27 protein-coding genes are annotated in these 25,800 nt (G+C 35.0%); 1 reads left to right on the top strand and 26 read right to left on the bottom strand.

What is annotated here, in order from left to right:
- Positions 1–3: 3 nt before the first annotated feature.
- A complete protein-coding gene (locus BUB90_RS13785; RefSeq protein WP_084139266.1) occupies positions 4–1,296 on the bottom strand; it encodes an aminotransferase-like domain-containing protein in 1,293 nt (430 codons plus the stop codon).
- A gap of 237 nt (positions 1,297–1,533) precedes the next feature.
- On the opposite strand from BUB90_RS13785, the gene BUB90_RS13780 reads away from it, so the two are divergent.
- Positions 1,534–2,391, top strand: coding sequence for a GNAT family N-acetyltransferase (locus BUB90_RS13780; protein ID WP_073288731.1), 858 nt, complete (start codon positions 1,534–1,536; stop codon positions 2,389–2,391).
- Positions 2,392–2,545: 154 nt separating this feature from the next.
- On the opposite strand, the gene BUB90_RS13775 is transcribed toward BUB90_RS13780, so the two are convergent.
- The 25 genes from BUB90_RS13775 to BUB90_RS13655 form a co-directional block, all read right to left on the bottom strand.
- Positions 2,546–2,863 (bottom strand): hypothetical protein, encoded by a 318-nt coding sequence (locus BUB90_RS13775; protein WP_073288730.1) that lies wholly within the window; start codon positions 2,861–2,863, stop codon positions 2,546–2,548.
- A gap of 275 nt (positions 2,864–3,138) precedes the next feature.
- On the bottom strand, positions 3,139–3,909 hold the full coding sequence (locus BUB90_RS13770; RefSeq protein ID WP_242952545.1) for a gluzincin family metallopeptidase: 771 nt from the start codon (positions 3,907–3,909) through the stop codon (positions 3,139–3,141).
- A 77-nt stretch (positions 3,910–3,986) separates the two neighbouring features.
- Positions 3,987–4,832, bottom strand: a complete 846-nt coding sequence (locus BUB90_RS13765) for a helix-turn-helix domain-containing protein (RefSeq protein WP_073288728.1) — start codon at positions 4,830–4,832, stop codon at positions 3,987–3,989.
- Positions 4,833–4,873: 41 nt separating this feature from the next.
- Positions 4,874–5,176, bottom strand: a complete 303-nt coding sequence (locus tag BUB90_RS13760) for a zinc ribbon domain-containing protein (protein ID WP_073288727.1) — start codon at positions 5,174–5,176, stop codon at positions 4,874–4,876.
- Positions 5,177–5,236: 60 nt separating this feature from the next.
- Positions 5,237–6,016, bottom strand: coding sequence for a hypothetical protein (locus tag BUB90_RS13755; protein WP_073288726.1), 780 nt, complete (start codon positions 6,014–6,016; stop codon positions 5,237–5,239).
- 16 nt (positions 6,017–6,032) lie between these two features.
- On the bottom strand, positions 6,033–6,638 hold the full coding sequence (locus tag BUB90_RS13750) for a GyrI-like domain-containing protein (protein WP_170865498.1): 606 nt from the start codon (positions 6,636–6,638) through the stop codon (positions 6,033–6,035).
- Positions 6,639–6,814: 176 nt separating this feature from the next.
- Positions 6,815–7,615, bottom strand: coding sequence for an ABC transporter permease (locus BUB90_RS13745; RefSeq protein ID WP_330393797.1), 801 nt, complete (start codon positions 7,613–7,615; stop codon positions 6,815–6,817).
- Positions 7,616–7,618: 3 nt separating this feature from the next.
- A complete protein-coding gene (locus BUB90_RS13740) occupies positions 7,619–8,422 on the bottom strand; it encodes an ABC transporter permease (protein WP_073288723.1) in 804 nt (267 codons plus the stop codon).
- 24 nt (positions 8,423–8,446) lie between these two features.
- Positions 8,447–9,235 (bottom strand): ABC transporter ATP-binding protein, encoded by a 789-nt coding sequence (locus tag BUB90_RS13735; RefSeq protein WP_073288720.1) that lies wholly within the window; start codon positions 9,233–9,235, stop codon positions 8,447–8,449.
- A 341-nt stretch (positions 9,236–9,576) separates the two neighbouring features.
- Positions 9,577–9,801, bottom strand: coding sequence for a hypothetical protein (locus BUB90_RS13730; protein ID WP_073288718.1), 225 nt, complete (start codon positions 9,799–9,801; stop codon positions 9,577–9,579).
- Between the two features lie 198 nt (positions 9,802–9,999).
- Positions 10,000–11,643, bottom strand: coding sequence for a glycoside hydrolase family 53 protein (locus tag BUB90_RS13725; protein WP_073288716.1), 1,644 nt, complete (start codon positions 11,641–11,643; stop codon positions 10,000–10,002).
- 21 nt (positions 11,644–11,664) lie between these two features.
- Positions 11,665–12,522 (bottom strand): sugar ABC transporter permease, encoded by an 858-nt coding sequence (locus BUB90_RS13720; protein WP_073288715.1) that lies wholly within the window; start codon positions 12,520–12,522, stop codon positions 11,665–11,667.
- A complete protein-coding gene (locus BUB90_RS13715; RefSeq protein WP_242952544.1) occupies positions 12,523–13,440 on the bottom strand; it encodes a carbohydrate ABC transporter permease in 918 nt (305 codons plus the stop codon). It abuts the gene before it with no gap.
- 8 nt (positions 13,441–13,448) lie between these two features.
- Entirely contained in the window at positions 13,449–14,648 is a 1,200-nt protein-coding gene (locus BUB90_RS13710; protein WP_073288714.1) for a sugar ABC transporter substrate-binding protein, read from the bottom strand.
- Between the two features lie 54 nt (positions 14,649–14,702).
- Positions 14,703–15,773 carry a glycoside hydrolase family 53 protein gene (locus tag BUB90_RS13705; RefSeq protein WP_073288713.1) on the bottom strand — a complete coding sequence of 357 codons (1,071 nt, stop codon included), beginning with the start codon at positions 15,771–15,773 and terminating at the stop codon, positions 14,703–14,705.
- 11 nt (positions 15,774–15,784) lie between these two features.
- Positions 15,785–16,360 (bottom strand): hypothetical protein, encoded by a 576-nt coding sequence (locus BUB90_RS13700; RefSeq protein ID WP_073288711.1) that lies wholly within the window; start codon positions 16,358–16,360, stop codon positions 15,785–15,787.
- A gap of 316 nt (positions 16,361–16,676) precedes the next feature.
- Positions 16,677–17,666 (bottom strand): LacI family DNA-binding transcriptional regulator, encoded by a 990-nt coding sequence (locus BUB90_RS13695; protein WP_073288710.1) that lies wholly within the window; start codon positions 17,664–17,666, stop codon positions 16,677–16,679.
- Between the two features lie 319 nt (positions 17,667–17,985).
- Entirely contained in the window at positions 17,986–19,362 is a 1,377-nt protein-coding gene (locus tag BUB90_RS13690; RefSeq protein WP_330393796.1) for an MFS transporter, read from the bottom strand.
- A gap of 176 nt (positions 19,363–19,538) precedes the next feature.
- Positions 19,539–20,018, bottom strand: coding sequence for a GNAT family N-acetyltransferase (locus BUB90_RS13685; protein WP_073288709.1), 480 nt, complete (start codon positions 20,016–20,018; stop codon positions 19,539–19,541).
- A gap of 133 nt (positions 20,019–20,151) precedes the next feature.
- Positions 20,152–21,606 (bottom strand): methyl-accepting chemotaxis protein, encoded by a 1,455-nt coding sequence (locus BUB90_RS13680; RefSeq protein ID WP_073289046.1) that lies wholly within the window; start codon positions 21,604–21,606, stop codon positions 20,152–20,154.
- Positions 21,607–21,788: 182 nt separating this feature from the next.
- Positions 21,789–23,102, bottom strand: a complete 1,314-nt coding sequence (locus BUB90_RS13675) for an alpha/beta hydrolase family protein (protein WP_073288708.1) — start codon at positions 23,100–23,102, stop codon at positions 21,789–21,791.
- Positions 23,103–23,254: 152 nt separating this feature from the next.
- Positions 23,255–23,680: a DUF3021 family protein gene (locus BUB90_RS13670; protein ID WP_073288707.1), complete on the bottom strand. Its 426-nt coding sequence runs from the start codon at positions 23,678–23,680 to the stop codon at positions 23,255–23,257.
- A 12-nt stretch (positions 23,681–23,692) separates the two neighbouring features.
- Positions 23,693–24,130, bottom strand: a complete 438-nt coding sequence (locus BUB90_RS13665) for a LytTR family DNA-binding domain-containing protein (RefSeq protein ID WP_073288706.1) — start codon at positions 24,128–24,130, stop codon at positions 23,693–23,695.
- Positions 24,131–24,200: 70 nt separating this feature from the next.
- Complete coding sequence (locus tag BUB90_RS13660; protein ID WP_073288703.1) at positions 24,201–24,728, bottom strand: GNAT family N-acetyltransferase; 528 nt, start codon at positions 24,726–24,728, stop codon at positions 24,201–24,203.
- A 202-nt stretch (positions 24,729–24,930) separates the two neighbouring features.
- Entirely contained in the window at positions 24,931–25,785 is an 855-nt protein-coding gene (locus BUB90_RS13655) for a GNAT family N-acetyltransferase (RefSeq protein WP_073288701.1), read from the bottom strand.
- Positions 25,786–25,800 lie beyond the last annotated feature (15 nt).

Raw genomic sequence — 25,800 nt, 5'->3', positions numbered from 1 at the left:
TCTTTAGTTTAATACTTTTTCTTCTAATTCAATGATAGTTTCAAATATCAGCTCTAGTGCCATTTTCATCTGTTCTATTGTGCAATTAGAGATACAGATTCGAATTGCTGAAACATCAACCTTCTCCGGATAAAACTTTTCCCCATTCAATACTAATATCCCTTGTTTTTTCAGCTCATCTACTAACCAAGTAACTTGATACTTATTAATAGCTTTCCAAGATGTTATCCATAGATAATATCCCGATTCAGGTACCTTAAGCCTTGCATGCATTCTATCCCTATATCGTTCATAATACAGTCTACATATTTGCATCTTCTCACTGTAGATTTCCCTAATCTTATTACAATGCCTTTCATACATACCATTAATTAGAAACATCTCAAGTGTGCCTTGTAAATATGTTGAAGTTCCTAGATCACTTGGATATTTGTAAGACATAAATTGATCTAGTATTACCCTTGGCAAACACACCGCTCCTATTCGAAGGCCTGGCATAAAACTTTTTGAAAAACCAGCCAGATAGATTACTCGTTCATCGATATCATAATAATGCAGCGGTAGTCGCTCCTGTACGATATCGAGTTCTGCCAGATAATCATCTTCAATTATGTAAACTTCATATTTTACTGCTAACTCTATAATCTGTTTTTTCTGCCTGTCTGCTAGGCAGCAACCCATAGGATTTTGAAATCTAGGCATAAGGTAGAAGTAACTTACATTCCCCTCCTTAAAATACGATTCCAAGCGTTCCATATCAATTCCTTCATCATCTCTTCGAACATACCGAATCTTCCAAGCATTCCTACTTGCAACTTCTGTTGCCAATGGATACCCTGGCATCTCTAATACAATCGTATCTTTCTTACTGTCTAATCTCATCCCAAACAATATGTCAATTGCTTGTTGCACGCCATTGGTTATACAGATTTGTTCTTTCTTAACATATACTTGTCGGTTTCTCAACACAGAAACTAAAGTATTACACAAAGAAGGAAATCCTTGTGGATTCGGATACTGAAACAATTCTTCCTTGTACTTTTCTACTGCGCGATTCATACAGTGTGCAAATTCTCGATAAGGCAAAGCTCTTTTATCAGTATTTGAACTTATCAAATCAATACATTCTTCTACTCTAACTTTACATATTCCTTCCTGCATAATATAATATCCACTTTGGGGAATCGAGTAAATCTTATGTTGTTGCTCCAACTCCATATAGGCACGAATCACACTGTTTCTACTACATTGTAATTCAAGAGCCAACTGACGAATCGAGGGTAATTTTCTTTCCACATACTTACCTTGCGATAGATAGTTTTCATGAATATACGTTATTATTTCCTCATATTTCTTAATTCGAATCCCCTCCTCAATACATAGCGTTCTTATTGTATGGGTACAGTTTACAATTATTCTTATTGTAACCCTATCGTAATAATTTTACAATGGACTATACCAAAACTAATAAACTTCCTAGAGAAGTTATAACATAACCAAAAAGGAGGTGCGGAGTTATAATACTCCCTTACAATGAAAAAAATTAATCTATCAGGACTAAAAGACTGTACTTTATGTGATACATTCAAAAAAAGTCCGCTTTATCAACAATTAGTATATTTGTCTTCAGAAATCACTTGCGAAACTTCCTACCCTGCCTCAATTCTTGATGGTATTCAAACTGGTCGTATCTTCGTAGACGATACGACCGCTCCACAAGCCGCAATCTTTTGGCATTATTGTGGTATTGTTTATGTAACTGGACAAACAAAAGATTCAAAGTTTATTGAGAGTTTATATTCTCTCCTAGACCGTACATTCGAACCAGATCAAAGAAGCTTTTATTTGATTGTTTCTAAGGAGGCTCATAACTGGATTACTGTATTAGATTCCTTCCATGAAAGAAATCCTGATATTCAAAAACGTGAACGTTTTTCCTTTATTTTCAACCAGAATTCCTATCAAAAGAGTATTCTCGAGAATAACAGAACCGTTCTACCTGAGGGATTTTCTTACTTCGAAATCCAATCTGATCATCTCGTAAGAGTATCCGGAAGAGTAATCCCTAGTTATTCTTGGGATAATGATAACGATTTTTTTAAATTTGGTAAAGGTTTTGGTATATATGATGTAACAAAAAATCGTATCGTTAGCACTTCTTTTAGCTCAGGTATTGGTGATGGAAAAATAGACATTGGTATTGAAACGCAACCCGATTACCGCCGTATGGGCTTTGCTACATTATGTGCTGCAAGAATGGTTAGATATGTATTGGAAAAAGGTATGCTTCCTGATTGGGGTTGTGATGCAACGAATCAAGGTTCTGCCTCTACTGCTATAAAAATCGGGTTTGAGAAGAGTACTAGCTACTCTGTATATACGAAACTTTAATCTAAACGTTAGTTACTCTTCATAATACTACTAATACATTAAAAAGCGGTTCATAGGAATATATCATTATTACTAATTAATCCATCAGTAATTGATACTCCTATAAACCGCATCTTTTGCTATGCACTCTATTAAATATAGTTGTTTATTTCAATTAGACCTTCTCATACCTTTCGAAATCACAACTTTTACAGCATACCTCCGTGTTCTTATCTCCACATAATGGACAGAACCACGTTCCATCTTCATGAGGTATTATAGTGATTTGAGGCATTATTCTTCCAGACGTATTTACATGTTTTTTAGCTAAAGGTGTAACTACCACCCCATGTGCTCTAACTCCTTCTATCGTTCTGGTTTCGTTAACGTGCTCCCTACCTATCTTACCTCTACTCACAAATAATCTAGTACCACAATGTTGACAGTACCTTGACCCTTCTGAATTTACAAAACTGCATTTTCCACATTTCATGTCTGATCCCCCCAAGTCATTATTATGTACTTCTACATTTTATTCTATATTAGCATTAACGTCAATGGGTTTTTGTTAAATTGTATTATAATTTTATTAATTTTTTATTTTTTATTAAGCAATTTGAATATATCAGATACATTTTTATACTTTATCCTATACCAACTCTACTAAATTATTTATTTTTTTCTTATTTTCTTAACCAATTCGATTAGATACCACTAATATATGTTACTTATTGGCACCTTTCCTAGTTGTTTTATATGGGCAATTGACTATTTATTGATATACTCTACCCATTCTTGATATATTTCTTTTTCTGATTTTCCTAATACCTTATGATAATCCTCAGTTCTTATTATTTCTATTACTTTTTCCCATCCATATGTCACCTCTAGATAATCAATATAGGTATGTGCAAATGTATATCCACTCATTTTAGAGAATCTAACTGGATTTTTTGTTTGTATATCCGAATAGGAAGGAATTTTCATGGAGGCAAGATACGATCTCTGAAAAGGTTCTCCGTTGCCTAGATATAACGCCATTCCTTCTGTTAACCATAATTGTACTTTCTCATTCAGTATGCTTACATACCCATGAACCATCTCATGTAATACTGCATATTTATTATTATCATAAGTATGTACTTTCCCTGGATTGGCAGGCGAGGTTAATATGACATTGGTACCAATATTATCTCCGATGTACCAGTCAAGACTTAGCATCGGCGCAATAAACCCATACTTCTTTCTTTGCATAGTCTTTTGGTTATCATATATGTATATATTGACATCTTGTTTAGCTGTGAAACCTAATTTTTTTGTAAGTTCTTCTGCTTTGTTTTCTGCTAATACAAAAACGTCTTTTGCAGCTGCTTCTTCTGTTTCATAATATACAGTAATCCATTCTCCCTCTAATTTATGCATACCCTTTGTTTTGAGATTCCAAGTTGGTATGAAATTAATTACTATTGCTATCAGTATAATAAAGACAATGCAAATTAAAACCCTTAATACTCTTTTCCCTCTTTTTTCAATTTTCACTTTGTTCACTCCTATCAGATTTTTTGTTATCATTATCTTCAAAGAGCTTAGTTTTTACCAGTTACCAAGGTAATAAGTTATGTATGACTCTGGTCATTACCACGATAGAACAGGCTATATTTAAGCACTAACGCGGTACGATCCCTTGTTCCAACCTTATCATAGATAACGGATACATAATTCTTAATAGTACCATTTGATAGGTAAAGTTTGTTTGCAATTTGTGTATTCGTAAACCCCTGTACCAGTAACTCAAAGACTTCTCGTTCACGTTCCGTTAATTTTTCTAATATATAGTCAAGTTCCGTAGGATTTTTGGTATTACAAACATCAGGTACTTTCTTCTCCTCTTGAATCACTTGATAAAAACCTTTAAAGAATTCTAAAATCCTTTTGCATAGCAGATACAATAGAGTAATACAAACTAAATATTGCAGTATTCTTGGTAGTGCACCATATAACATAATTGGTTTCATGCCACCAAATGGCTCAATCCAAGGCTGGAACAAGTGAAAGCACGTAAACATATGTGCCAAGGCAATATTGATTATACTGATTATTCCTGAATAGCGCATTACCTTTAAATCTAAATAGAACGTAGCTATAATCGACGGTATAACGAATATAATAACAGTTTGAAACGTAAATACTACATAAGCAACACCAGTAACTAGCACTACACAGGTAATAAGTAGATATTTTACAAAAGGTTTATCCACATGTAGTAGTCTAACTACTATTGTTGGCAAAAGTAAAGGCATTGTCGCTGCTATAATAAACCCATTAATCATATAATCATAAACATCAAACACGCCTATCCAACAAAAAACTCCAATAAGCAATACAAATCCAAATAAAACTAATATGGACTTTGAAACAACTTCATTTGTTTCAGACTCATTCTTCTTATATATCTCAATCATAATTAAACCCCATCATTACCTCTCTCATATCAAACCACACTCTATCTTGTAAAGTCACACCCTCTACAACCGTTGCCAGTATTCTTCTCACCACACAATGGACAAAACCAAGTTCCATCTTCTAATGGAGTAATTGTAATTCGTGGGGCTACTTTACGATCTTCTTTGCCATTCTTATAAGCTAACGGTGCTACAGATACCCCTTTTGCCCCAGCTCCAGCTATCGTTCCTGTAGAACTAATATTGTCTCTGCTGAACATACTTTCCTTTTTTCTTAATTTAGTTCCACAATGTTGACAATATTTTGAACCTTCTTGATTTATAAACCCACAATTACATTTCATAGTTGTCTTCCTTTCCCACCGCATCTTGCAGTTAAGCCATATATTATTTAGCTTTCTTTGCTACTTATATGCAAACAATGTCACGTTCACATTCTCCTTACACCATTCATAAAACTTAAGGTTACAAGCATTACGTTCACTTTCTTCCATGCTATCAAGTATTATTTCAAGCATTTTTAATATATATGTATTAGCCTTTTGAAAACCATCTTGATTAAGATTCGCATAAGCAGCTTCGATTAACGCATATTCATCCTCTGGCAAAATTTCATTAATCTTCTTAAGGCCAAGGAATGCATACTCTTTGTCATATCGGTTTCTCAGAAGGATCGTACAACCAGCGATGGCACTTGCAAGTATGTGTGCAGTCCATGGATAATTCTTTCTCGCATAGGCCGAACTCGCCTCTACGAAATAGTATAACGAATCATCAAAGATGCTTATAAGATCTTCCTTGGTATACATATTATGAACAACTTGATAATTATCAAACAAATTCTTCGGATCATAAAACACCTTAACTGGGTTACCATGATCAAGTTGTTCCATTGTTGTAGTGTAGAGATCAACATGCAAAGCATCGTCATAGATTGCTAACATCTGTTTTACACCAAAATCGTTTTCCTCTAAAAAAACAATATCTCTATATGACTTAAGATATGTTTCTCTTCGTTCCATAAAAGCTTGATAGTTTTCCTCTGTCACAATTGCATACATATCAACATCGGAATACTCATCATCGTCTCCCCTTCCGATTGACCCTTTTAAGACAATGGCTTCACATAAACCATCGACAATGATAGCTTGTCCTATTTTATCGATTGCAGCATATGTTTTCATATATTCACTCTCCTATTTATGACTTGTCCTTATATGTTTTAATTCTCATAATTGTTTTATAGTTTTCAATTTTTGTTTTTCTCATATCGTTTAAATATATATCATGTGTATATTGGTCATAGCATAAATTGTTTTCTTTAGCAATAGCAATCATTTTTTCCAGTGTATCATTCATTTTATTATAATCCCCCAAATGAAAACATTGAATACAATTACCAAATTCTATTTCTTTAAAATCAACTCTGTCATAAGCGATGTTCTTACCTTTATCTTTTGCTATCTTAATAGCATTTCGAATCATTTCTTTCATTATGAATTTCGGTTGCATAATCATCATTGTCCATATAAATGTGATTCCGTCGTTACTCTTATCCAAATACCAAGTAATCTCCATTGGATTTACTTTATAATCTATATTCAGTTTCTTGCGAGCAATCTCAAACTTCACTATGTAAGACAGAGTAAACAAGGCTTCACTGGCTGACTGGAAGTCTTCCTCGCAAGGATGACCTTTCCCATCAAATGTAAGATAACTCATTGTTGGTACCTCTACAAAAAATGGTTCTTTTTTACTACTCCTATATATTGTTTTTAAATTGTTATCAAGTTCATATTGATTCACAACTCCTACCTCCATAAACTTCTCTAAGTATATCCATAATTTTCATAATAATCAACCTTATACTGTATCAAATCACTATTTATAATATCTCTTTTTCTTCACTAAATGTAATCATTAACTTCTATAGCCAAATAATAAACCCTCGCATAATACGAGGGTCAAGTACTTTTTTGTTTTTAAGATCCAGAGGATTTATAGTGTCTTACACCGAATCTCCACAGCGCATAACATGGAATCAAGAACAAAAACGCTAGTAACGGAATGAACACATAGATCATGCTCGTTCTTCTATCAAGTAAATAAAGTAACGGATAATACTGTACCAAGGCATACGGAACAATGAAGGTACAAAATTGTAGCATTCTCTTACCGTAAATCCCAACTGGGTACTTGCCATATTCTCTTGCTCCATCCGTAAAAACATTCATAAATTCCAACCCATCTAAGGTAAAGAAACATAAGGCAGCGTATATGAGAAATATCCCTGTAAATAACGCAGTACCACCTAGTAACATAAATACAATCGTAATGATTTTACTACCTGTCCAATGAATGTCACTGTTCATAATTCCATATACAAACATAACGACTGCTTGCAACATTCTACCAATTCTCGTCAATTCGAATTTACTACCAAGAACTTGAAGAATCTCATTCCTTGGCCGAACCATAACACGGTCAAACTCTCCCCTTCTCACCATTCCTGCAAATGCATCGAATCCACGAGCATAACATTCCGCCAAAGAAAATTCCATTAACATAATTGAGAAACACAATAAAACTTCACTATAAGAGTATCCCTTTACACTGGGAAACCGCTGAAACATAAAATATATTCCCAAGAATACATTGAAGGATACTAAGAATTGTCCAATCATAGTTAGTACAAAGGATGATTTGTACTGCATCATACCTCTTACATTGATTGAAACATAATGACTATATAATTTAAAAGATTTTCGCATCATATTCTTCATCTGTCAACCTCCCTGCAATCTTACGCGCTTTTCTGCATATCGGCATAGGTTGTAACCAACCCCAGTAAGAACGATTAGCCAAGTTATCTGCAAAGCAACAGGTTTTACAATCGCAATTCCTGATAAATCATCACTATAGATTCTAAGTGGTACATTCTGCATCGCGGCAAACGGTAACAATTCTAGAACCTCTCGTATCTTATCTGGGAAAAATGGCAATGGAATTACTGCCCCTGCAAAGAATTCCACCATGGATACAAAGACAATCCGGAGCCCTTGTGGTGATACCGTAAAGAACGTTAATACATAAACTAACATACAAAAAGAAACCGTAACTAACAACCCCAATATCATAGTAACTAGAAAAAGTATAAAATTAACCGCACTTGATGGTGCAGACATTCCATATGGTTTCGACAAAAAAGCTGCAATTAGTAATATTGGAAAGCAACGTAATATCGCCCTTGATAGGCGATTTGCTACACTTCTAGCAAACCACATATTATAGATACGAATTGGTCTACACAGTTCATATGCGATATTCCCACTAATTATAGAATCAAAGATCTCTTCCTCCATAAACCAAGCCATAAAGAAGGCAAGGAATGCTTGTTGCAACCATATGTACGTTGCGGTTGCCTGGAATGTCATAGGAAACGCTGCTGCATTCGCATCATAGAATGCAGTATAGATTAAAATCTCCATAGCCCCCCATACAAATTGCGTAATTACCCCTGCAAATGCTGCCATACGATATTGCATCCCCATTGCAAACCGTAGTCGAAAAAACGATAGATATTTATTCATATTAACATTCTCACTCCTTTCCCACTATATATCATAGGAACGATATACTTGAGCAACCGTTTCGTCGATGTTGGCGTTGCCTTCTTTGATATCTGCTAGAGATCCATCAAGAAGAATTCTTCCTTTTCCAACAAGGATGATACGTTTTGTTAACGCTTCAATATCTTGCATGTCATGCGTTGTCAGAATAACAGTTGTCTTATGCGTCTCATTCAAACGCAAGATGAATTCTCTAACAGCGAGTTTTGATACTGCATCAAGTCCGATTGTCGGTTCATCAAGGAATAAGATATCTGGACTGTGAAGAAGTGAGGCTGCGATTTCGCAACGCATACGTTGTCCTAAGGATAACTGTCTTGTGGGTGTTCGTAAGAGTTGTTTTAGATCTAATAGCTTCTGTAGCTCTTCTAGATTATTTTGATAGATGTCATCTGGTATAGAATAGATGTCCTTTAATAATAAAAAGGAATCAATGACGGGAACATCCCACCATAGTTGTGACTTTTGACCAAATACAACGCCTATATTCTTAACATGTTGTATTCGGTTCTCCCACGGTACCCGTCCATTTACGGTACAGGTTCCACTGTCTGGTGTTAGTATCCCACTTAGAATCTTAATAGTAGAACTTTTTCCTGCTCCATTCGGACCAATATATCCGACCATTTCCCCTTCGTTAATGGTAAAACTGACATCATTCAATGCCTGAATGGTCTCATATTCCCTATGGAACAGTGATTTGCAAGCTTCTTTAAAGCCTGCGTTTCTTCTTGCTACTTTGTACGATTTACATACATTTTTCATCGTAATCATTGTGCTTCCTCCTGGTAGTTATATTTTCATATCTTGCCAAGTCGGTTGGTTTGTCTTGGATTTTGCCAAAACAAAACCGACAAAGAACTGTTCATGAATGAGCAATTCTATTTATTCAGTTTTAGGCTCTTATAAAAGAGTCAGAATTATGTTATACATCTTTTACCAGTACAAGTCAACCACTTCTTTGTAATTAGTTAAAATCAAAGGGACAATTTAGCAATCATTTGTTACTATGAAGCCACTGACTGAATAGTAGTAGAGTAAAGCACTCTATAGAATCACGACATAAAAACTACCACGGGAGAGAACTACTTCTCGTTCTCTCCTGTGGCAGTTCATTACTTCTTGCCTTCTTTAGATTTTAAGCGTCTTAGGAAATCATCACGTAAGGCTATTTGTTCCTTTAACTCATCATTCTTATGATTAAGATATTCGATATATTCTAGTGTAAGCTTCGCACCGTGTTTATCCACTACATCTTCTCCCTCAAGTAATTGCTCAAGCCATTGCATCGTAGAATTTTTTCTCATATCATTAAACGTATTATCTTCTTTTATAAACATTATTATTATCTCCAATCATGTTGCCTCTTTTGTCTATGTAATATTATAATGCTTATATTGATATACGTCTATTCTTGTTTCATTACTATATATAAAATTTAGCTAGTGTATAGCTTAATCCTGTTTCTCACTATGTAATAAACACTGCCGTACTCCAAGATAACTCCTGTAGTACGGCAGTAAAATAACCATTATATATTATTTCTTTCTAAAAATAATCTGGTCAATGTTAACCCAGTTGTTTGCATTGGCAATGGTATATAATCCGATCTCACATTTCCCATTGGTAACTTGTATATTATCGATGGTAACTCTCATCCAACCGATATCACTGGTTGGTACAGCACCGATTTTCTCGGTTCCGCCATAATTCTTCGCATAGATTTGACATTTACTCTGACCTCCACTACTCATAATCCAAGCTGATAGCGAATAGGTTCCATTTTCAAGACCACTAATGGTTTGGTAGATAGAGCAAGTGTAGTTTGAATCATCCCAGAAGGAAAGTTTGTAATCTTCTGAATATCCTCCCCATTCTGTTTTAACTGTTGAAGTATCCGCACCGGTACCTAACCAAACATTCCAGCCAGTCGGTGTATTGGTAACTCCATTTAGTTCAAAACTTGGGTTTGTAACGGTATTCTTTGTTGGAGCATTTAATATCTTAATAGAATCAAGTGCATTACCATTAAAATCAAACAACGTCAAGTTATCCCATGGATTTGATAAAATCCCATCATCATTAATATATGCTTTCCCTGCTTCTGTTCCCCAATATGCGCCGTCAACCGGGGTCCATTCTGGCTCCCAATAGAAGAATCCAAGACCGCGATTATCTGGAACATTAAGTATTACACTTTCTAAATCATCCATAAAATCGATTTGTCCTTGCACGGTAGCAGGATATCCCGCGTTCGTTGCATCCGTCTCATTAAACGAACTACCAAGACCATCCCCGTCAGCTGTAGTCCAGCCGTACGCGGTTTCTACCACACATACATCTTTGTTATAGGTATTAACAATATTATTCATATTATACTGTAGTTCATCTAAGGTACCGTGCCACATTGGATAATAGGTTAACCCAACAATATCAAAATCAAGATTTGGCTGACTTTCTAATAAACTACCAAACCACCATGTATATAGAGAATAACTACCTCCATTATCCAGATGAAGAATAATCTTAGTACTAGAACCAACTACGTCTCTTACACCTGTTATAGCTGAATTTAATAATTCACCAAGTTTAGTGAAATCGTCATTTCCACTACCAACAAGTCCATCATCCCATAGAATTCCTGATGAGGTTTCATTACCAATCTGAACCATATCTGGAGTACAACCGGCATTCTTAAAATTCGTCATTGTTGTCTTCATATAGTTGTATAGTGTTGTCTTCAATGATGAATAGGATAAATCTTTCCATGCTTTTGGTTTTGACTGTGTACCTGGATCTGCCCAATAATCACTTAAGTGAAAATCAATCAGAACTTTCATTCCTGCAGCTTTTGCTCTCTTGGCTAGTGCTAAGGTGGTTGCATAATCATTATGTCCTCCACCGTAACTATTCCCGTTACTATCATAAGGATTAACCCAAAGACGCAGTCTTACATAATTCGCCCCATTGTCCGCTAAGATTTTAATTGCATCTTTTTGGACTCCATTCTGATAATATTTTCCCCCAAGTTCTTCAATCTGAGCAAGCATAGAGATATCAACTCCACGAATAAAATCAGAGTAATCACTACTAGTTCTAGATGCCTTTGAATACAAGCTACTACTTCCAAGTCCCATAATTGCAAGTACAATAATCAAGCCAAATGTTACTACCTTCTTCATAATATACCTCCATTTGATAATTTATTGCTTTACACCTCCAGCTACCAGTCCATTCTGAATAAATCTATGCAGTGCCATGAAGATAAACATAATTGGCAAAGAAGATATAACTGCAGCTGCAGAAAATAAAGTCCAATGTGCCGCGAACTGATTGGTAATAAAAGACTGTAATCCAAGCGCCAGTGTTTGCTTACCCGGCGATTGTAAGAATACCGACGATATTACGTATTCGCTATATGTACCAATGAATGAGAATAAAAAGATTACAACTAATTGTGGTACTGCCAGTGGTAGTATAATTCTACTATATACGATCCAATGTCCAGCACCATCAACAAATGCTGCCTCATCAAGCTCAACAGGAAGACCATCAATATAGGACTTTAATAACCATATATTAAATGCACTACCACCTGCCAAAACCAATATTAATGCCAAACTACTATCCACTAACCCCAATTTATATATCATAATGTAGTATCCAGATAACGCCATACTACTTGGAAATACTTGCAATATAAGTAATGTCTTTAATCCAATTTTTCTTCCTTTAAAACGTAATCTCGCGAATGCATAGGCAGCCATAGAAGTTATAACAAGCTGTATAACGGCCGTTGCCAAACATATTTTCAAAGAATTAATAACCCAAATTGTAAAATTAGTTTCTGTGAAAAGTGTTTTATAATTCTTCAAACTAAATGTTTCTGGAAATAGTGAAGTCAAAAAGAAACTATCTCCAAGCGAAAAGGAAGACATTAAAATCCAAAACACAGGAAACAACACCATGACTATAATAACCCATATAATAATTCGACTTATCCAAAGAGTTCTTCTCTGACTATTGGTTAGTTTTCCTGCAATATTATTCTGTCTTTTCATCTAATCTGCCTCCTTAAATGAACCAGAAAGATTCATGTTAACCAAAGTTAGTACACCCACGATAATAAATACAAAAACACTAAAGGTTGCCGCCAAATCATAGCGATTTGACCAAGTTGTCATCTTGTAAGTCGTGCTAGCTAATATATCCGTATAACCAGCAAATTGCGATTCCAGTCTTGCTGGACCACCTTCCGTAATCATATAGATATTGCCAAAGTTATTAAAATTCGATGCGAACGTCGCGACAACTAACGGAACAGATACTTTAAACACTAGAGGAAACGTTATGTTGCGAAAGCTTTGCCATTTCGTTGCACCGTCAATCTTAGCAGCTTCATAATAGGTAGTTGATATAGACTGTAAGCTTCCAAGACAAACGTTTAGCATATAAGGGAAACCTAGCCATAGATTTACCATGATAATTCCAAATCTAGCCCAAAATACATCTGTCATCCAAGGTATTGCTGTCTGTAACCCAAGAGTATGTAATAAATTATTAATTCCTCCATATTGTTCATTAAGCAAACCTTGCCAAGCCAATATAGCAATTGTTGCAGGTAATGCCCAAGGAATAATCAATATGGAACGATACACCTTGGATTCTTTCATATGAGGATTATTGAGTAGTACTGCCAGAAACATTCCTATAGCATAAGAACCAAGTGTACTTAGAGCTGCAAAAACAATGGTCCACCCTAAAACAGGAAAGAAAACAGCACGAATACTTCCGCTAATAACTTCTAAGTAATTCTTAATTCCAATAAAACTGAACTCTTCAATATGATATAGATTGTAATTTGTAAATGAAATAACTATGGTATATATAATTGGTATACAAGTTACTATTGCTATTGATATCAATGCTGGAAGCAAAAATGGATACGCCGCCAAGCTTTTTTTCTTCTTATGCATCATCCTTACGCCTACCTTCCAGAATTCATTAATTCGATACCCTCTTTAATCTGCTTTTCGATATTCGAAGCTGCTGTAGCTGCATCAATTTCTCCATTTAACATCGCTTTCATATTATTGGTGTATGGAGTCCATACCTGCCCTAACTCTGATACAGTTGGTAAAGGTTCTCCTTGATTTATTTGCTCTACAAACGCCTTTGATATCTCGTCTGACTGAATCTCTTCCATCTGTTGAAGGGATATATTAGCAGGTATTCTAGCTCCTACATTATATAAATCAATTGCTCCCTTCTCCATTAGATACATAATAAAATCCCACGCACGATCTTGTTTTTTTGATTTCTTACTAACAAAACTTACTTGCGTTCCAACTGGTGTTACAAAATTATTATTGTTTAGTGATGGCATTGGTGCTACAGCAAACGGAGTACCTGCCGACGTAAACCCATCTACATCCCAAGGTCCTCCTATGTAAAATGCAGTTTCTCCATTTTGGAAATTACTTTTAGCAATATCACTTGTTACGTTCGCTGATAAGAATCCATATTCACCTGCTAGACTTTGAATAAATTCATACGCGTTCACAGCTCCCTTATTACCTAGTCCCAAATCATTCACATCATATTCTCCATCTTTATAAGGAAATATATAACTATCAAAAGCACGAACAAATCCCAAATCATAGTAGATGCTTGTTGCTTCAAATTGAATGCCACCTTGTTCACTGGCTACTTGAAGCAACTCTTCCCAGGTTACTGGAGCACTGGGAACTTTGTCTGTATTATAGAACAAAGTAACTGTCTCAACCGCTAATGGTGCCGCATATCTCTTGCCATCAACATAACAAGCCTCCACTGCTGCCTCTACATAATCACTATCTTGAAACAATTCTTGCGGAACCTCTGAGACAAGGCCTGCCGTTACATAATTCGCAAGCTGATCATTCGCGATACCTATTACTGCATCTGGTCCAGATGCACTATTCGTTGCTTGCACAAACTGTTGCACATCTGGTGTTTCATGAACAATCTCTATCTCATACCCAGTTTCTTTGCTCCACTTTTCCCCATATTCTTTAATTGTATCTGCCTCAACTTCCATATTCGACCAGATAACTAACTTATCTGACTTCTTCTGTTGACCACAACCTACAAGTAGTACACTCAAGGATAAACATGCTAGAACCCCAATAACTCTATTTTTTTTCATACCTTCTACTATCCTTTCTACTTTAATCCAAATTAGTCAATTGCAAACGCTTCTCTACTCATTGAATAATTCAAATACCGGATTGGCTTTTCCCTTCTCATCAAACAATGCTTGATTTGCCCATGAATTACCAATCTCACCTTCGTCTTTCGTATACACACATCCTTCCTTTGTTGCCCACGTACACTCTTTAATCGGTAACCAAGAAGGCTCCCAATAGATAAATCCCAAGCCATGATTCTCTTCCACATTATGTAACGTATTCATTAAATCTTTCATAAAGTGCTTTTGCCCTTCCTTACTTATCTCATAAGGAACTGTCTCAGCTAATTCATCAGAAAAAATCATTCCTTTGCAGCCAAATGAATCACTGGTATAACCAAACGCAGTTTCTGCAACAATGATATCTTTACCAAACGTCTTGCTGATATCATTCATATTAAATAAAAGACTTTGCAAATCTCCATTCCAATATGGATAGTAAGACATTCCTATTATATCAAATTCTAAGTGATATGGTTCAATCATATGGAACCATTCTAGGTACAACGCATTATCTGTACCATAATCTAGATGCAATATAATCTTAATATCTGGATCAAATTCTTTTACTGCTTGTATTCCAGCGCGCAGAAGTTTTACCATTCCCTCATGATTTTCAATATGTCCATCTGGCCATAGGAAACCTTTTGTGATTTCATTTCCGACTTGAACGTACTTTGTCTTAATATCAAATGCTTTCAGTTCATTTAGAACTTTCTTCGTATAATTGTAAACTGCATTTTCCAGTTCTACACCGTGAAGGTTCTCCCAAGCCTTGGGTTTGATTTGTTTTTTGGGATCAGTCCAAAAATCACTATAGTGAATATCCAATATAAAGTCCAATCCATATCTCATAATCCTTTGTGCTAATAGTATTGTAGTAAGAAGATCATTCGTTCCACCACCGTATGGTAATTCTTCCTTGCTAAATGGTGTATGCCATAAACGCAATCTTACTGCATTCACTCCAGTCTTACTAAATATTTGAAAGATATCCATCTCTTCCTCGTTAAAATAATATTTTGCTCCACACTCTTCAAGTTCACGTAACATGGAGACATCCATACCTTTCATTAAACTCATCCTGTTTCCTCCTATTGTTGTATAAGACTAAAGTCATCAATTGTACCCCAACCACCAGGTCCATTGTTTACTGCAATACCTAGCGTGATATCACCATCAGTAATGTTTAACTCATCTAATACTGGTGTACTCCACGTGGTATAACCAACTAATGAAGTCTCAGCTTTAAAAGTTTGACCATTTACTATTGCATATAGATAAATATCCGGATCCACAGCACCATCCCCTTGTATGTTACAAGATAATGTGTACTTTCCTTCCGGTAATCCTGTAAGCTTTTGTTCCACTGTAAATGCTACGTTACCACTAGAATAAAAATGTAGACTTCCTTTACCAGAAGTAGCATCTGTTTCCCGGTCATACCAACCCAAATCTTCTGTAACATCTTCCACGTTGGTAATTGTCCAAGCCGACAAATCTTCTGTCTCAAAATCTCCATTTACGACATAGTTTCCAGACTCATCAGCTACCGCAGCTGCTCCTCCACTTCCCGTTTGCTTACTCTCCTTACTGGAATTTTCTTTCTTACAACCTACCATTGCAACACACATCATGAATACAAATCCCATAACTACAACTTTCTTCATATCAATCTCCATTCCTTTCTAAAATCTACAAACTTTGGTTGGCAGGCACAAATATGCGTGTGAAAAATTTTATTCACACTATGTCCCATGTGTATCACAAGACAACTTGTGATATGCGAATAGCTAAGCACTCATTCGCTTCACTTTTTCTAGTAAATATTTTAATTATTTATTGGTAAATTATTTACTTATAAGTTAACACCGTTTCTTATTAACGTCAATATAAAAAACAACCAAAAAAGGAGGTGTACTTTTGTACACCTCCTCCAAAGATTACGAAACTAAAAAACCAGCTCCAAAATATTCTGTTTCTTCATTAACAACTCTTACGAAAAATTGGGGTTCCATTAACAAATACTGTTTTTGTGATTTTTCTACCTTTTATCATTCTTTCTTGCACTAAGTCTAGAGCCGCTTCACACAATAGTGGTATATCAATATGAAACGTTGTTAATGGTGGAGATACGTATTGTGCAACACTAACATCGTTAATGCTAAAGAAAGCAACCCTCTCAGGTATAGCAAATCCATGTTCATTAAACGCCTGTAACGCGCCAATAGCAAGCGTGTCACTTGCTACACAAAAAGCAGTCGGCACAGCATCACCTAACGCCTCAATTGCTTTTGTCGCTAAGCGATATCCCTCCTCCACCGAAAAATATTCCGTTACGAAGATATTCTTTTCCTCTAATACACCATAGTATTTGGCACTCTCACGGAATGACCACTCTCTCACATCCATTGATGTTTCACAGGTATCGATATTCCGATCTGTTCCACCTATAAACCCTAGTGACTTATGGCCTTTCTCTATGAAGTAATCAACGATTTGTGTAACAACGGAATCAAGATTTGGTCTTACCGCATCAAAATAACGTTCATCAGGTGAGGAATCAATAAAGATTCCATTCTCTATAATACGATTCAAATAATTAAGTTCACTTCTGTTAAACCAACCAAGTGCAATAAACACGGAACTATTCTTATCAATCGCTTTCATTCCTTGATTTTTCTTGTATACGGTTAACTTAATATTACGCTGTGCTGCCTCTTTTTCAATCTCTGTTCGTATTGTCTTGTAGTAGACATCTTCAAGCTCATCTTTATCTGATACCCAATACAAAAAAGCCACATTCTCTATCTTAGGATTAATAACTTTTTTCTTATATCCAAGTTCGTCTGCTACCCGAAATATCGAATTACGAGTTTCATCATTTACCGAAATGGTATCATCATAATTCAAAACTCTCGATACCGTTGCGCTTGAAACTCCTACGACCTCTGCTATTTCTTTAATTGTCGCCACTCTATACCCTCCAAACCTATATACTGTTTATTTTACTGTAGTATGTATCATTACCTGTCTTCATAATTTACTAAATAATTTACTAGAATATATAGGATATGTCAAGTGTCAATCTGGAAGAATACGACTTGAGATATAAAATTAATAAAATTGTAAGAATCTTTGTATCATTTAAACATGTTTTCATTGATTCTTTTCAGTATCATATCTTTTATTTCATGTATTTATTCATTCTTTATTTGATTAAACAAATAATTATTATGTCTATAATATTACTTTATATTTAATAATCTTTATTATCAAAGAAAAAGTGCCGAATTCACCTTAGCTTATGGATTTCCTTACTTCGATACCATAACAGACTTATCAGGCACCCTAACACTCCCGTCATCACAAACATTAGTGCCATTCCACTACCTTCCGTATTACCAACTAATACTTGCATACAGTTTGCACCTTGACTACCACTTGCCATAAACGGTTCAAAGACATAATCAGCTAGAAAACCACCTAATAAGATACCAATTGGTATGGTACAAAACTGGATTGCATTCCTAACCGCAAATATTCTTCCCTGAACTTCTCGTGGAATCACTTCATACATAATCACATTCTGGGCAGCTGTTATGTAAGGTATTGGTACACTTGCTGCTAAGGCCGCTATACTCCATAGGATTACATTCCTACCTACACCCATTAATAAATCACCACATAAGAATGAGAACGCTGCTGTTAAGAATATTTCTGTAATCTTATTTCCACTCTTTTTTCTAAGTGACACTAATAGGCCACCAAGAACACCACCAAATCCAATCATCCCCGTTACTATACCAAGTACCTGTGTATTACCACCGCTTCGAGCTAGGATCATTGGAGACAATATATTCTCATAGGTGAGTCTGGAAAGAAAGTTCATACAAGCCATACTTAATACAATGTGCAAAATCCCTTTGTGATTACATAAAAACTGAAGCCCTTCCTTACACCCTGCAAATATACTATGATTTTCCTTCACATGCTTATTAATAAATTCAGGAATTTTTATAAAGAATAATAAAACCACCTCAGCGAACAAAAATGTCACTACGTCAATTAACAAGATCCCTCTCAAACCAACCACCGAAATCAAACTTGCTGCAAGCATTGGCGTTACCACAATAAGTAAATTGTTTGAGAAGGAATTCATACCACTTGCTCTTGTATACTCTTCCTTCGGTACCATAATTCCGATTGCTACAGATTGTGCTGGTGACTGAAACGAATTCGCAAATCCGATTACCATATTCACAATATAGATATGCCAGATCTGAAACTGATTTGTAACTATTAAAAGAAAAATCACAAAAGTACATATAGCTGCCATAAAATCCGTAATCAACATAATCTTCTTCTTGGAATGCCTGTCAATGAACGCACCTGCAAATATGCTAATGCATATATACGGTAAATACATAGAGAACGACATCAAAGAAACCGTCATAGCTGACTTTGTTAGTTGATATGCCCATATGATTAGCGCATAACTGGTCATTGCACTTCCTAATTGAGAAACCGACCCACTAAGCCAAAATAATGTGAAGTTTCTCATATTGCTAAATGCATTGTTTCTTGTTTTATTACTTCTTAATTTATTTCTTGATTGTTTATTATTAGAACTATCTCTTTTTATTCTTTTTTTAGAATGTAACATATTCATTGGTTTCTCCTTCATTATCAAAATTAATCTCGATAATGTGTAGGCCCCGATGAAGGACGATTCATATACTCTGTGTAAGTTTCGTCCGAAGTAGATGCTTACGCCTCCATATTAGAACCTACACAGAGAAAAACATTTAATAGAATTACCATCTTACATATCAATACTCTCACCTCTTATTCTTCTATCATATTCCTTAATGTATCTCCCGTAATTCGGTATACAGTCCATTCATCCATAGACTGTGCTCCTTGCGAACGGTAGAAATCAATACTTGGTTGATTCCAATTAAGACAGCTCCATTCAAAGCGGCCACAACCACGTTCGGCTGCAATCTTACCTACTTGTCTAAAGAGTTCCTTACCATATCCAAATCCACGATATTCTGGTAGTACGTATAAATCTTCTAGATACATACCGGAACGCCCCATAAATGTTGAGAAATTATGAAAGAATAAAGCGAAACCGACTTCCTTTTCATCAACCATTAAAAAGATTACTTCTGCCCTATTATCCACAAACAATTCTTGTCGTAGCAGATCTTCCGTTGCAATTACTTCATCTAACATTTTCTCATATTTAGCAAGTTCTTTTATGAACTTCAAAATTAAACTAATATCCTCTTCACGCGCATAACGAATCACACTTTTATCCATGGTAATCCCCCTATCTGTCAACACTCAAATGTATTCTTTTGTTCTATTTAAAACAAAGGCCGAAAGAAAACTTTCGACCTTGTTTTATATCATTATAATCTATTTACAAGTAATTGGCAAATAATAATAGATGCTAGTTATTACTTATATTATCTTTAAATTTCTTCAATTCATCAGCCAATTCATAAGTAACTTCTATTACCTCTACCAAATTAACCATCTTTTCGGAGGACTCATCTGAGATTCTTACGCCTTCTTCTGAAGAAGCTGCAATTTCTTCACTAGTTGCCGATAGATGTGATACATGATCTGTTATTGTATTCGTTGATGATATAATTCCTTTGATTACGCCTTCTATATCATTAATGATTGCTGTCAATGAATTAATTTCTTGATCAATTGCCTTAAACTTATTCTGTGCAATATCAATTAATTCTGATTGTTGTTTTATTGATACAACTGACTTCTCCATACTATCAACGGTTCGATCTGCTTCGTTATTCAAATCATTAATAATATCAGTAATTTGTGTAGTAGCCTCTTGCGTTTGTACCGATAATTTTCGGATTTCCTCAGCTACTACTGCAAAACCTCTTCCTGCTTCTCCAGCACGTGCTGCTTCAATAGAAGCATTCAAAGCCAATAGGTTTGTTTGTCCTGAGATATTTAGAATCGTATTAATAATACCTTTCACTTCATCGACACGCTTGCTTAACTCTTTGGTATAACCCGCAGCATCATTACTTGCTGCTTCCACGTTGTAGGCTTGCTCCTTTAACCCTACAATTACTTTGGCACCTTCTGCTACGTTCTCCAATGTCCTTTCAGAACCACGAATCATATCTTGAGCCTTCTCATTAGCAACACTTGTATTCTGAGTGATTTCATTACACATTAGCGCTTGCTCTTGTATCGCCTCTGCAGTACTACTTGTACTTTCTGCAATTTCATTCATGGATAATTTACTTGTCTCAATACTCTTTTTGGCATTCGCAAGCATATCCTTTGCAGTATCAAAGTGTTCAATTAACTGATCTGCTACAAGAAACATCGTATCATATGATTTAACTTGTGCTTCAATATTCTCATCATGAAACTTTGCTAACAGATTACATACTATGTATGCACCAGAAATTATTAATATAGCAATTATTAGTGCAATAACGAATGCCTCCACCACAAATTCACCAATCATGCCTAATTTAATTCCATGTACAAGTATTCCAACGATCGTAACACAACCACCATACTTAATATAATTAATATTCAAGTATATTATACTAACACATAAAATTGGGAATGCATAACTATATACATAATTACTCCCATTCACAACTATTATGAGTAGATATAGCAATGCACCGATCGACATAAGAAGAGTGGCACCTTCTTTGGTCGATCCTTTTCTTTTGTACACATTCATACTACTTATGATACCCAATAAACTTCCTATTAGCTGCACAACCCCTGAGATTTTAACCCCCGACTCCAATATAATGGCCACTGAAAGTAATAGAAAAACTCCATACAATATTATTAATACTGGTAATAAACACTTATTTGCTCTTTCGTATTGCTTTTCTGTCATAAATCCCACATCCTTAGTACTATTTGATTCTATTTTGCTATAAATTTCTCTTTGCATGATAACATACTCTTCTTAGTATTTCAATATTTCTATACAAATTAGTATCAATTTATCAAAAAAATAAGTATATCATCAATATTTTCTATGATTATAGCTTCATTAGCTTTAAATATTTATTAGCTTTATTCATTGCTAAATATCCCTGTTTTTGTATATGCAGGACCCTCCTTTAGGTAACAGTTGAAGAATTCAAGGATTGCTTCTCTCTCCATCTTCATACAATATTCAATATCAATGGTTGTTTTTTCACCATTAAGCGTATCAGTCAGAAACGGTGAGATCAAGGCCAAGTCAGTTAACGTAAGGTGTTTTGATCCTTCTAGATACATATCAAAGCTTTCTTGGCAGATATCTTTGGAAACTTTATTAGCTGCATATACGCCACTCTCATACCCATCCTTTAGTTGTCGCCACACCTGATCAGAATATATATTAAGAATTGGTTTGTCATACTCTCTTCCTAGTGCGCGTATCTCATCAGTCGAAGCATCATAATAAACTTCCGAGAAATATGGCCCATCAATATTGATTACAGCATCAATATCACTTCGTTCTCCTCCAACCCAGACACTTGTTGCAGCCCCCATAGAATGTCCAAACAAGCCAATCTTTTCTGTATTAATAAGACTGTATGGAAGTCCTACATTTTCTTTATTCACATTATTTAAAATTGAATCAAGGGTAAGATTCATATCTGCCGTACGAACCTTCATCCACTTTTGTATAAGATCATATGCTTCTACTGCTGTACAAGATTCGCTATTGCCATAGTTAACCTCTTTCAAGAAATTCATATTAACATATGTAACTTTTCCTGACTTTGATTTTGTGTAAAAAGATTGTCCGGGATGGTCAATTGAACATACCACGTAACCATTACTAGCAAGCTCTAGATATACCGAATGGTTGCTTTCTCTCACTCCAAACGCCCCATGATCAAACACTACCAAGGGAAATGTATCATTAACATTCTCTGGATACCAAAAAGATACATTTACATATGGATTGGCCCCCTTCTCATCTACTCTGCTTTTATCTATATACGTGTAATCCGCAGTTGCAACTGCGTAATCACCTGTGGTTTTTGGAGTCGTATACTGTGGAAACAGTAGCGCAGGAACAAGTACCAAGAAGAAAATGAGACTACTCAAAACAGCACCTAATATAATCCTTCTCTTTTTGTAAGGCTTTTCAATTTTTTTCCCATTACAAATCTGAAATAATCCTTTCATCGCTAGTATTAGCAGTAAAGCACCTAAGGCGTACCATCTAAAACTTAGTTCAATAATGGGTGTTGCACACAATATAGCAAACAATACAAATGCCACAATCCTTGCTATATTCTTCACCCTATCATGGCTCGACCTTTTCATTATACCGGCCACTGCAAAAATAACTTCAAACAATATCATAACGAACAATAGTAATTTTCCCATATTTATTCCTCCACAATCAATTTCGTTTGGTTCATTGTAACACCTTGAAAATTACCGGTAAATACACAAAAGATAAGCTGTATGTAAATTCAAATAAGTTGTAAAAAAAAGAAGGTAAGCTGCTAACAGCCACCTTCAATCACCTTTATTCTTTAATCATTTTTCTCATTTGATTTCATCTTTTTTAACTTATCATTAATATCATCCGCTGTTTTCTTGTCAATAAGCCAATCAAACCAACATACAATTGCATAAATACCCAATATTTCAATTCCAAATATAGTATTCTGCGTTACTCCAGAAGCAAATCCAAGTATATTACCGAAGAAAAGAACGATAATTTCAACCAATACAAAATGTAAAACTCTTCGTGTAATCCTACTTTTATCAGATAACTCTTTCTTTGACCAAAACACAAGAGCGGTTAAATCACTTAAGAGTGCAAATAAGGCCATTATCATAATAATCTTAGATGATAATTCATATGCTGGATTTAGTATTGCTGTTATAAGAACTATTACACCAAAAATAACAAAGAAATTTCTTATCATATTTGCTAATATATTGTTCATTCTCATTATACTTTCCTCCTATAAACCAAGCTTGCTTTTTAGAAGCGGTACGTACTGTCTCGAAACCACTATCGTTTCTCCATTGTCGAGCGTTGCATTGAATCTTCCACTTAAAGATGGTTTTATGTAATCTATCTTAGAGATATTTATTATAAATGATTTTGATGCACGAAAGAACTTCTTAACACCGCACAGTTCTTCTAGTTCATAGAGTTTTTGTTTCGATTCATAAAATTTATCCTTACAATATATAAATACCTTATTGTCTATTGCCTCGAAATAATATACCTCCACAAGCTTAAGACGGTGAATCGTATCCCCCTCATATCCAATAAGATCCGCTTCTTGTTGTTCAATATTCTTGACATAGGAAAGTATTTTCTCATCTATTTCATGACATCTAATGAGGATTTCTTCATCTTGGTCACGATTGATCTTTTCAATTGATATCTTCATTATTCTCTCCGTTTATGTATTAATATCATCTTACCTTTGTTCTATTAGATTAGAAGTTTTGCCTCATTCTCTATAATACTTTCTCGTATAACACAAACCAGTCAAGCCCATATTCTCCATATCCCAAATCTACAGTACCTACATAACTATACCCCTGCTTTTCATATAGTTTAATTGCTGGAACATTCTTTTCATAAACATCTAATCGAATTGCTTTTGCCTTAATCTCTTTACTATGACTTGTAGCAAACTCCATTAACTTTTGACCGATTCCACACTTCATATACTTCGGATGTACTACAAACGTATGTATAACTATTACATCTGAATAATCAGCTTCAATTTCCCAACTTACCTGACTATAGGCACTTTCCGGTTCATGATTTAGAATAATCGAACCAATAATTTCATTGTTATATCTTGCTACGTATAGAAATCCTCCATCGATTCCCTTAACCGCATCCTCTCGTATAGGATAAACTCCTTTTAGCCAGCCAGGGTAATTTACTCCTGCTGCCAAATAGTCATTTAAATCATTGTATAATTTCTCTAGTTCATCAATGTCTTTTTCATTTCCTAATTCAATGATAATATTCATTTTCATTCTCCCCTTTTAATACTCCACGTAATATCTACTGATAATACAAAAACTCGCCAGCAATCTACTTATTATAGATTTCTGACGACTTAATGCCTATCTAATTATACACTGCTAAATAAAGGAAGTCAATTTGTGTAGTCTATACTCCCCTACACTCCTATAGTTACACCTTGATTTCTTATTTTCAAATCCTTCTACATCATAATTCATATTTATAGCACTTGTATGTATCCTGTATTTCAAACTCTGCTTCCAAAGCAGCTTCTAATTCATTTCTTTCCTTTTCACGTATAAAGTATACGATCTCTTTTATATCTGAATACTCTTCATATAGACTTTTTAACATGTAACGTATAAGCTCTTTTTCTATTCCTTGGTTTTTTGACTCTTTATCAAGAAATAATCCAAAGACTTCTGCACCTTCATTATATTTCTTGACTAATATACTACCGTTTATTTTTCCATTGTTACGATAGATATATATTCTTAATTTATTAGCATTCTCTTTTAACCGCTCACTAGTCCAATACATCTCAAACTTATTTTCAAATCTATTATGGAACACTGCATACTCAGCAATCTCAGGAAGATTCAGTGGTTCGATTTGCTGATGTACTTCATAATCACAACAACTTCTTTGTCTTAGCCGCGTGTCATAACACGACTCAATGCTTTTGACACGCAACGTTCTAAAATATGTATTAGCTGAAACATTATCAGACGGGACTCCTATTAATAATTTATAGCCTGGTAACTCTTTTTTTATGTAATCAATTATCTCATTCGCAATAAACACATACTCATCCTCTATCATAAAGACTATCGTCTGGGCATCTATATCATTTTTTTCCCAAGAATAAATTGAAACCCCTTTAAGTTTATTATGTTGAAAGCAACCAATAACTTTTTGTGTATCTGATTTATTAGCACGTTCAATTGTTTGTTTTAAATCATCCTTGGATTGAAATTTAGGATAACTGTTTTTCGTTTTATCTTGGCTAATACGCCAAATAAATTCTAGTATTACACTAGTTTCCTTAATCTCCACTATCATATTTATCCTCCACTT

The sequence above is a fragment of the Anaerosporobacter mobilis DSM 15930 genome (assembly GCF_900142955.1).
GTDB lineage: Bacteria > Bacillota > Clostridia > Lachnospirales > Lachnospiraceae > Anaerosporobacter > Anaerosporobacter mobilis.
Note: the sequence above shows the minus strand (reverse complement) of the source record. Positions and strands in the feature narration are given on the sequence as shown.

Excerpts from the sequence above, each read along its gene's own strand:
- BUB90_RS13675 (WP_073288708.1), bottom strand. The coding sequence starts at position 23,102 with ATGGGAAAATTACTATTGTTCGTTATGATATTGTTTGAAGTTATTTTT.
- BUB90_RS13710 (WP_073288714.1), bottom strand. The coding sequence starts at position 14,648 with ATGAAAAAAAATAGAGTTATTGGGGTTCTAGCATGTTTATCCTTGAGT.
- BUB90_RS13765 (WP_073288728.1), bottom strand. The coding sequence starts at position 4,832 with ATGATTGAGATATATAAGAAGAATGAGTCTGAAACAAATGAAGTTGTT.
- BUB90_RS13700 (WP_073288711.1), bottom strand. The coding sequence starts at position 16,360 with ATGAAGAAAGTTGTAGTTATGGGATTTGTATTCATGATGTGTGTTGCA.
- BUB90_RS13690 (WP_330393796.1), bottom strand. The coding sequence starts at position 19,362 with ATGAATATGTTACATTCTAAAAAAAGAATAAAAAGAGATAGTTCTAAT.
- BUB90_RS13660 (WP_073288703.1), bottom strand. The coding sequence starts at position 24,728 with ATGAATATTATCATTGAATTAGGAAATGAAAAAGACATTGATGAACTA.
- BUB90_RS13755 (WP_073288726.1), bottom strand. The coding sequence starts at position 6,016 with ATGAAAACATATGCTGCAATCGATAAAATAGGACAAGCTATCATTGTC.
- BUB90_RS13775 (WP_073288730.1), bottom strand. The coding sequence starts at position 2,863 with ATGAAATGTGGAAAATGCAGTTTTGTAAATTCAGAAGGGTCAAGGTAC.
- BUB90_RS13745 (WP_330393797.1), bottom strand. The coding sequence starts at position 7,615 with ATGAAGAATATGATGCGAAAATCTTTTAAATTATATAGTCATTATGTT.
- BUB90_RS13720 (WP_073288715.1), bottom strand. The coding sequence starts at position 12,522 with ATGAAAAGACAGAATAATATTGCAGGAAAACTAACCAATAGTCAGAGA.
- BUB90_RS13760 (WP_073288727.1), bottom strand. The coding sequence starts at position 5,176 with ATGAAATGTAATTGTGGGTTTATAAATCAAGAAGGTTCAAAATATTGT.
- BUB90_RS13780 (WP_073288731.1), top strand. The coding sequence starts at position 1,534 with ATGAAAAAAATTAATCTATCAGGACTAAAAGACTGTACTTTATGTGAT.
- BUB90_RS13725 (WP_073288716.1), bottom strand. The coding sequence starts at position 11,643 with ATGAAGAAGGTAGTAACATTTGGCTTGATTATTGTACTTGCAATTATG.
- BUB90_RS13740 (WP_073288723.1), bottom strand. The coding sequence starts at position 8,422 with ATGAATAAATATCTATCGTTTTTTCGACTACGGTTTGCAATGGGGATG.
- BUB90_RS13655 (WP_073288701.1), bottom strand. The coding sequence starts at position 25,785 with ATGATAGTGGAGATTAAGGAAACTAGTGTAATACTAGAATTTATTTGG.
- BUB90_RS13705 (WP_073288713.1), bottom strand. The coding sequence starts at position 15,773 with ATGAGTTTAATGAAAGGTATGGATGTCTCCATGTTACGTGAACTTGAA.
- BUB90_RS13685 (WP_073288709.1), bottom strand. The coding sequence starts at position 20,018 with ATGGATAAAAGTGTGATTCGTTATGCGCGTGAAGAGGATATTAGTTTA.
- BUB90_RS13680 (WP_073289046.1), bottom strand. The coding sequence starts at position 21,606 with ATGACAGAAAAGCAATACGAAAGAGCAAATAAGTGTTTATTACCAGTA.
- BUB90_RS13715 (WP_242952544.1), bottom strand. The coding sequence starts at position 13,440 with ATGATGCATAAGAAGAAAAAAAGCTTGGCGGCGTATCCATTTTTGCTT.
- BUB90_RS13670 (WP_073288707.1), bottom strand. The coding sequence starts at position 23,680 with ATGAGAATGAACAATATATTAGCAAATATGATAAGAAATTTCTTTGTT.
- BUB90_RS13665 (WP_073288706.1), bottom strand. The coding sequence starts at position 24,130 with ATGAAGATATCAATTGAAAAGATCAATCGTGACCAAGATGAAGAAATC.
- BUB90_RS13735 (WP_073288720.1), bottom strand. The coding sequence starts at position 9,235 with ATGATTACGATGAAAAATGTATGTAAATCGTACAAAGTAGCAAGAAGA.
- BUB90_RS13730 (WP_073288718.1), bottom strand. The coding sequence starts at position 9,801 with ATGTTTATAAAAGAAGATAATACGTTTAATGATATGAGAAAAAATTCT.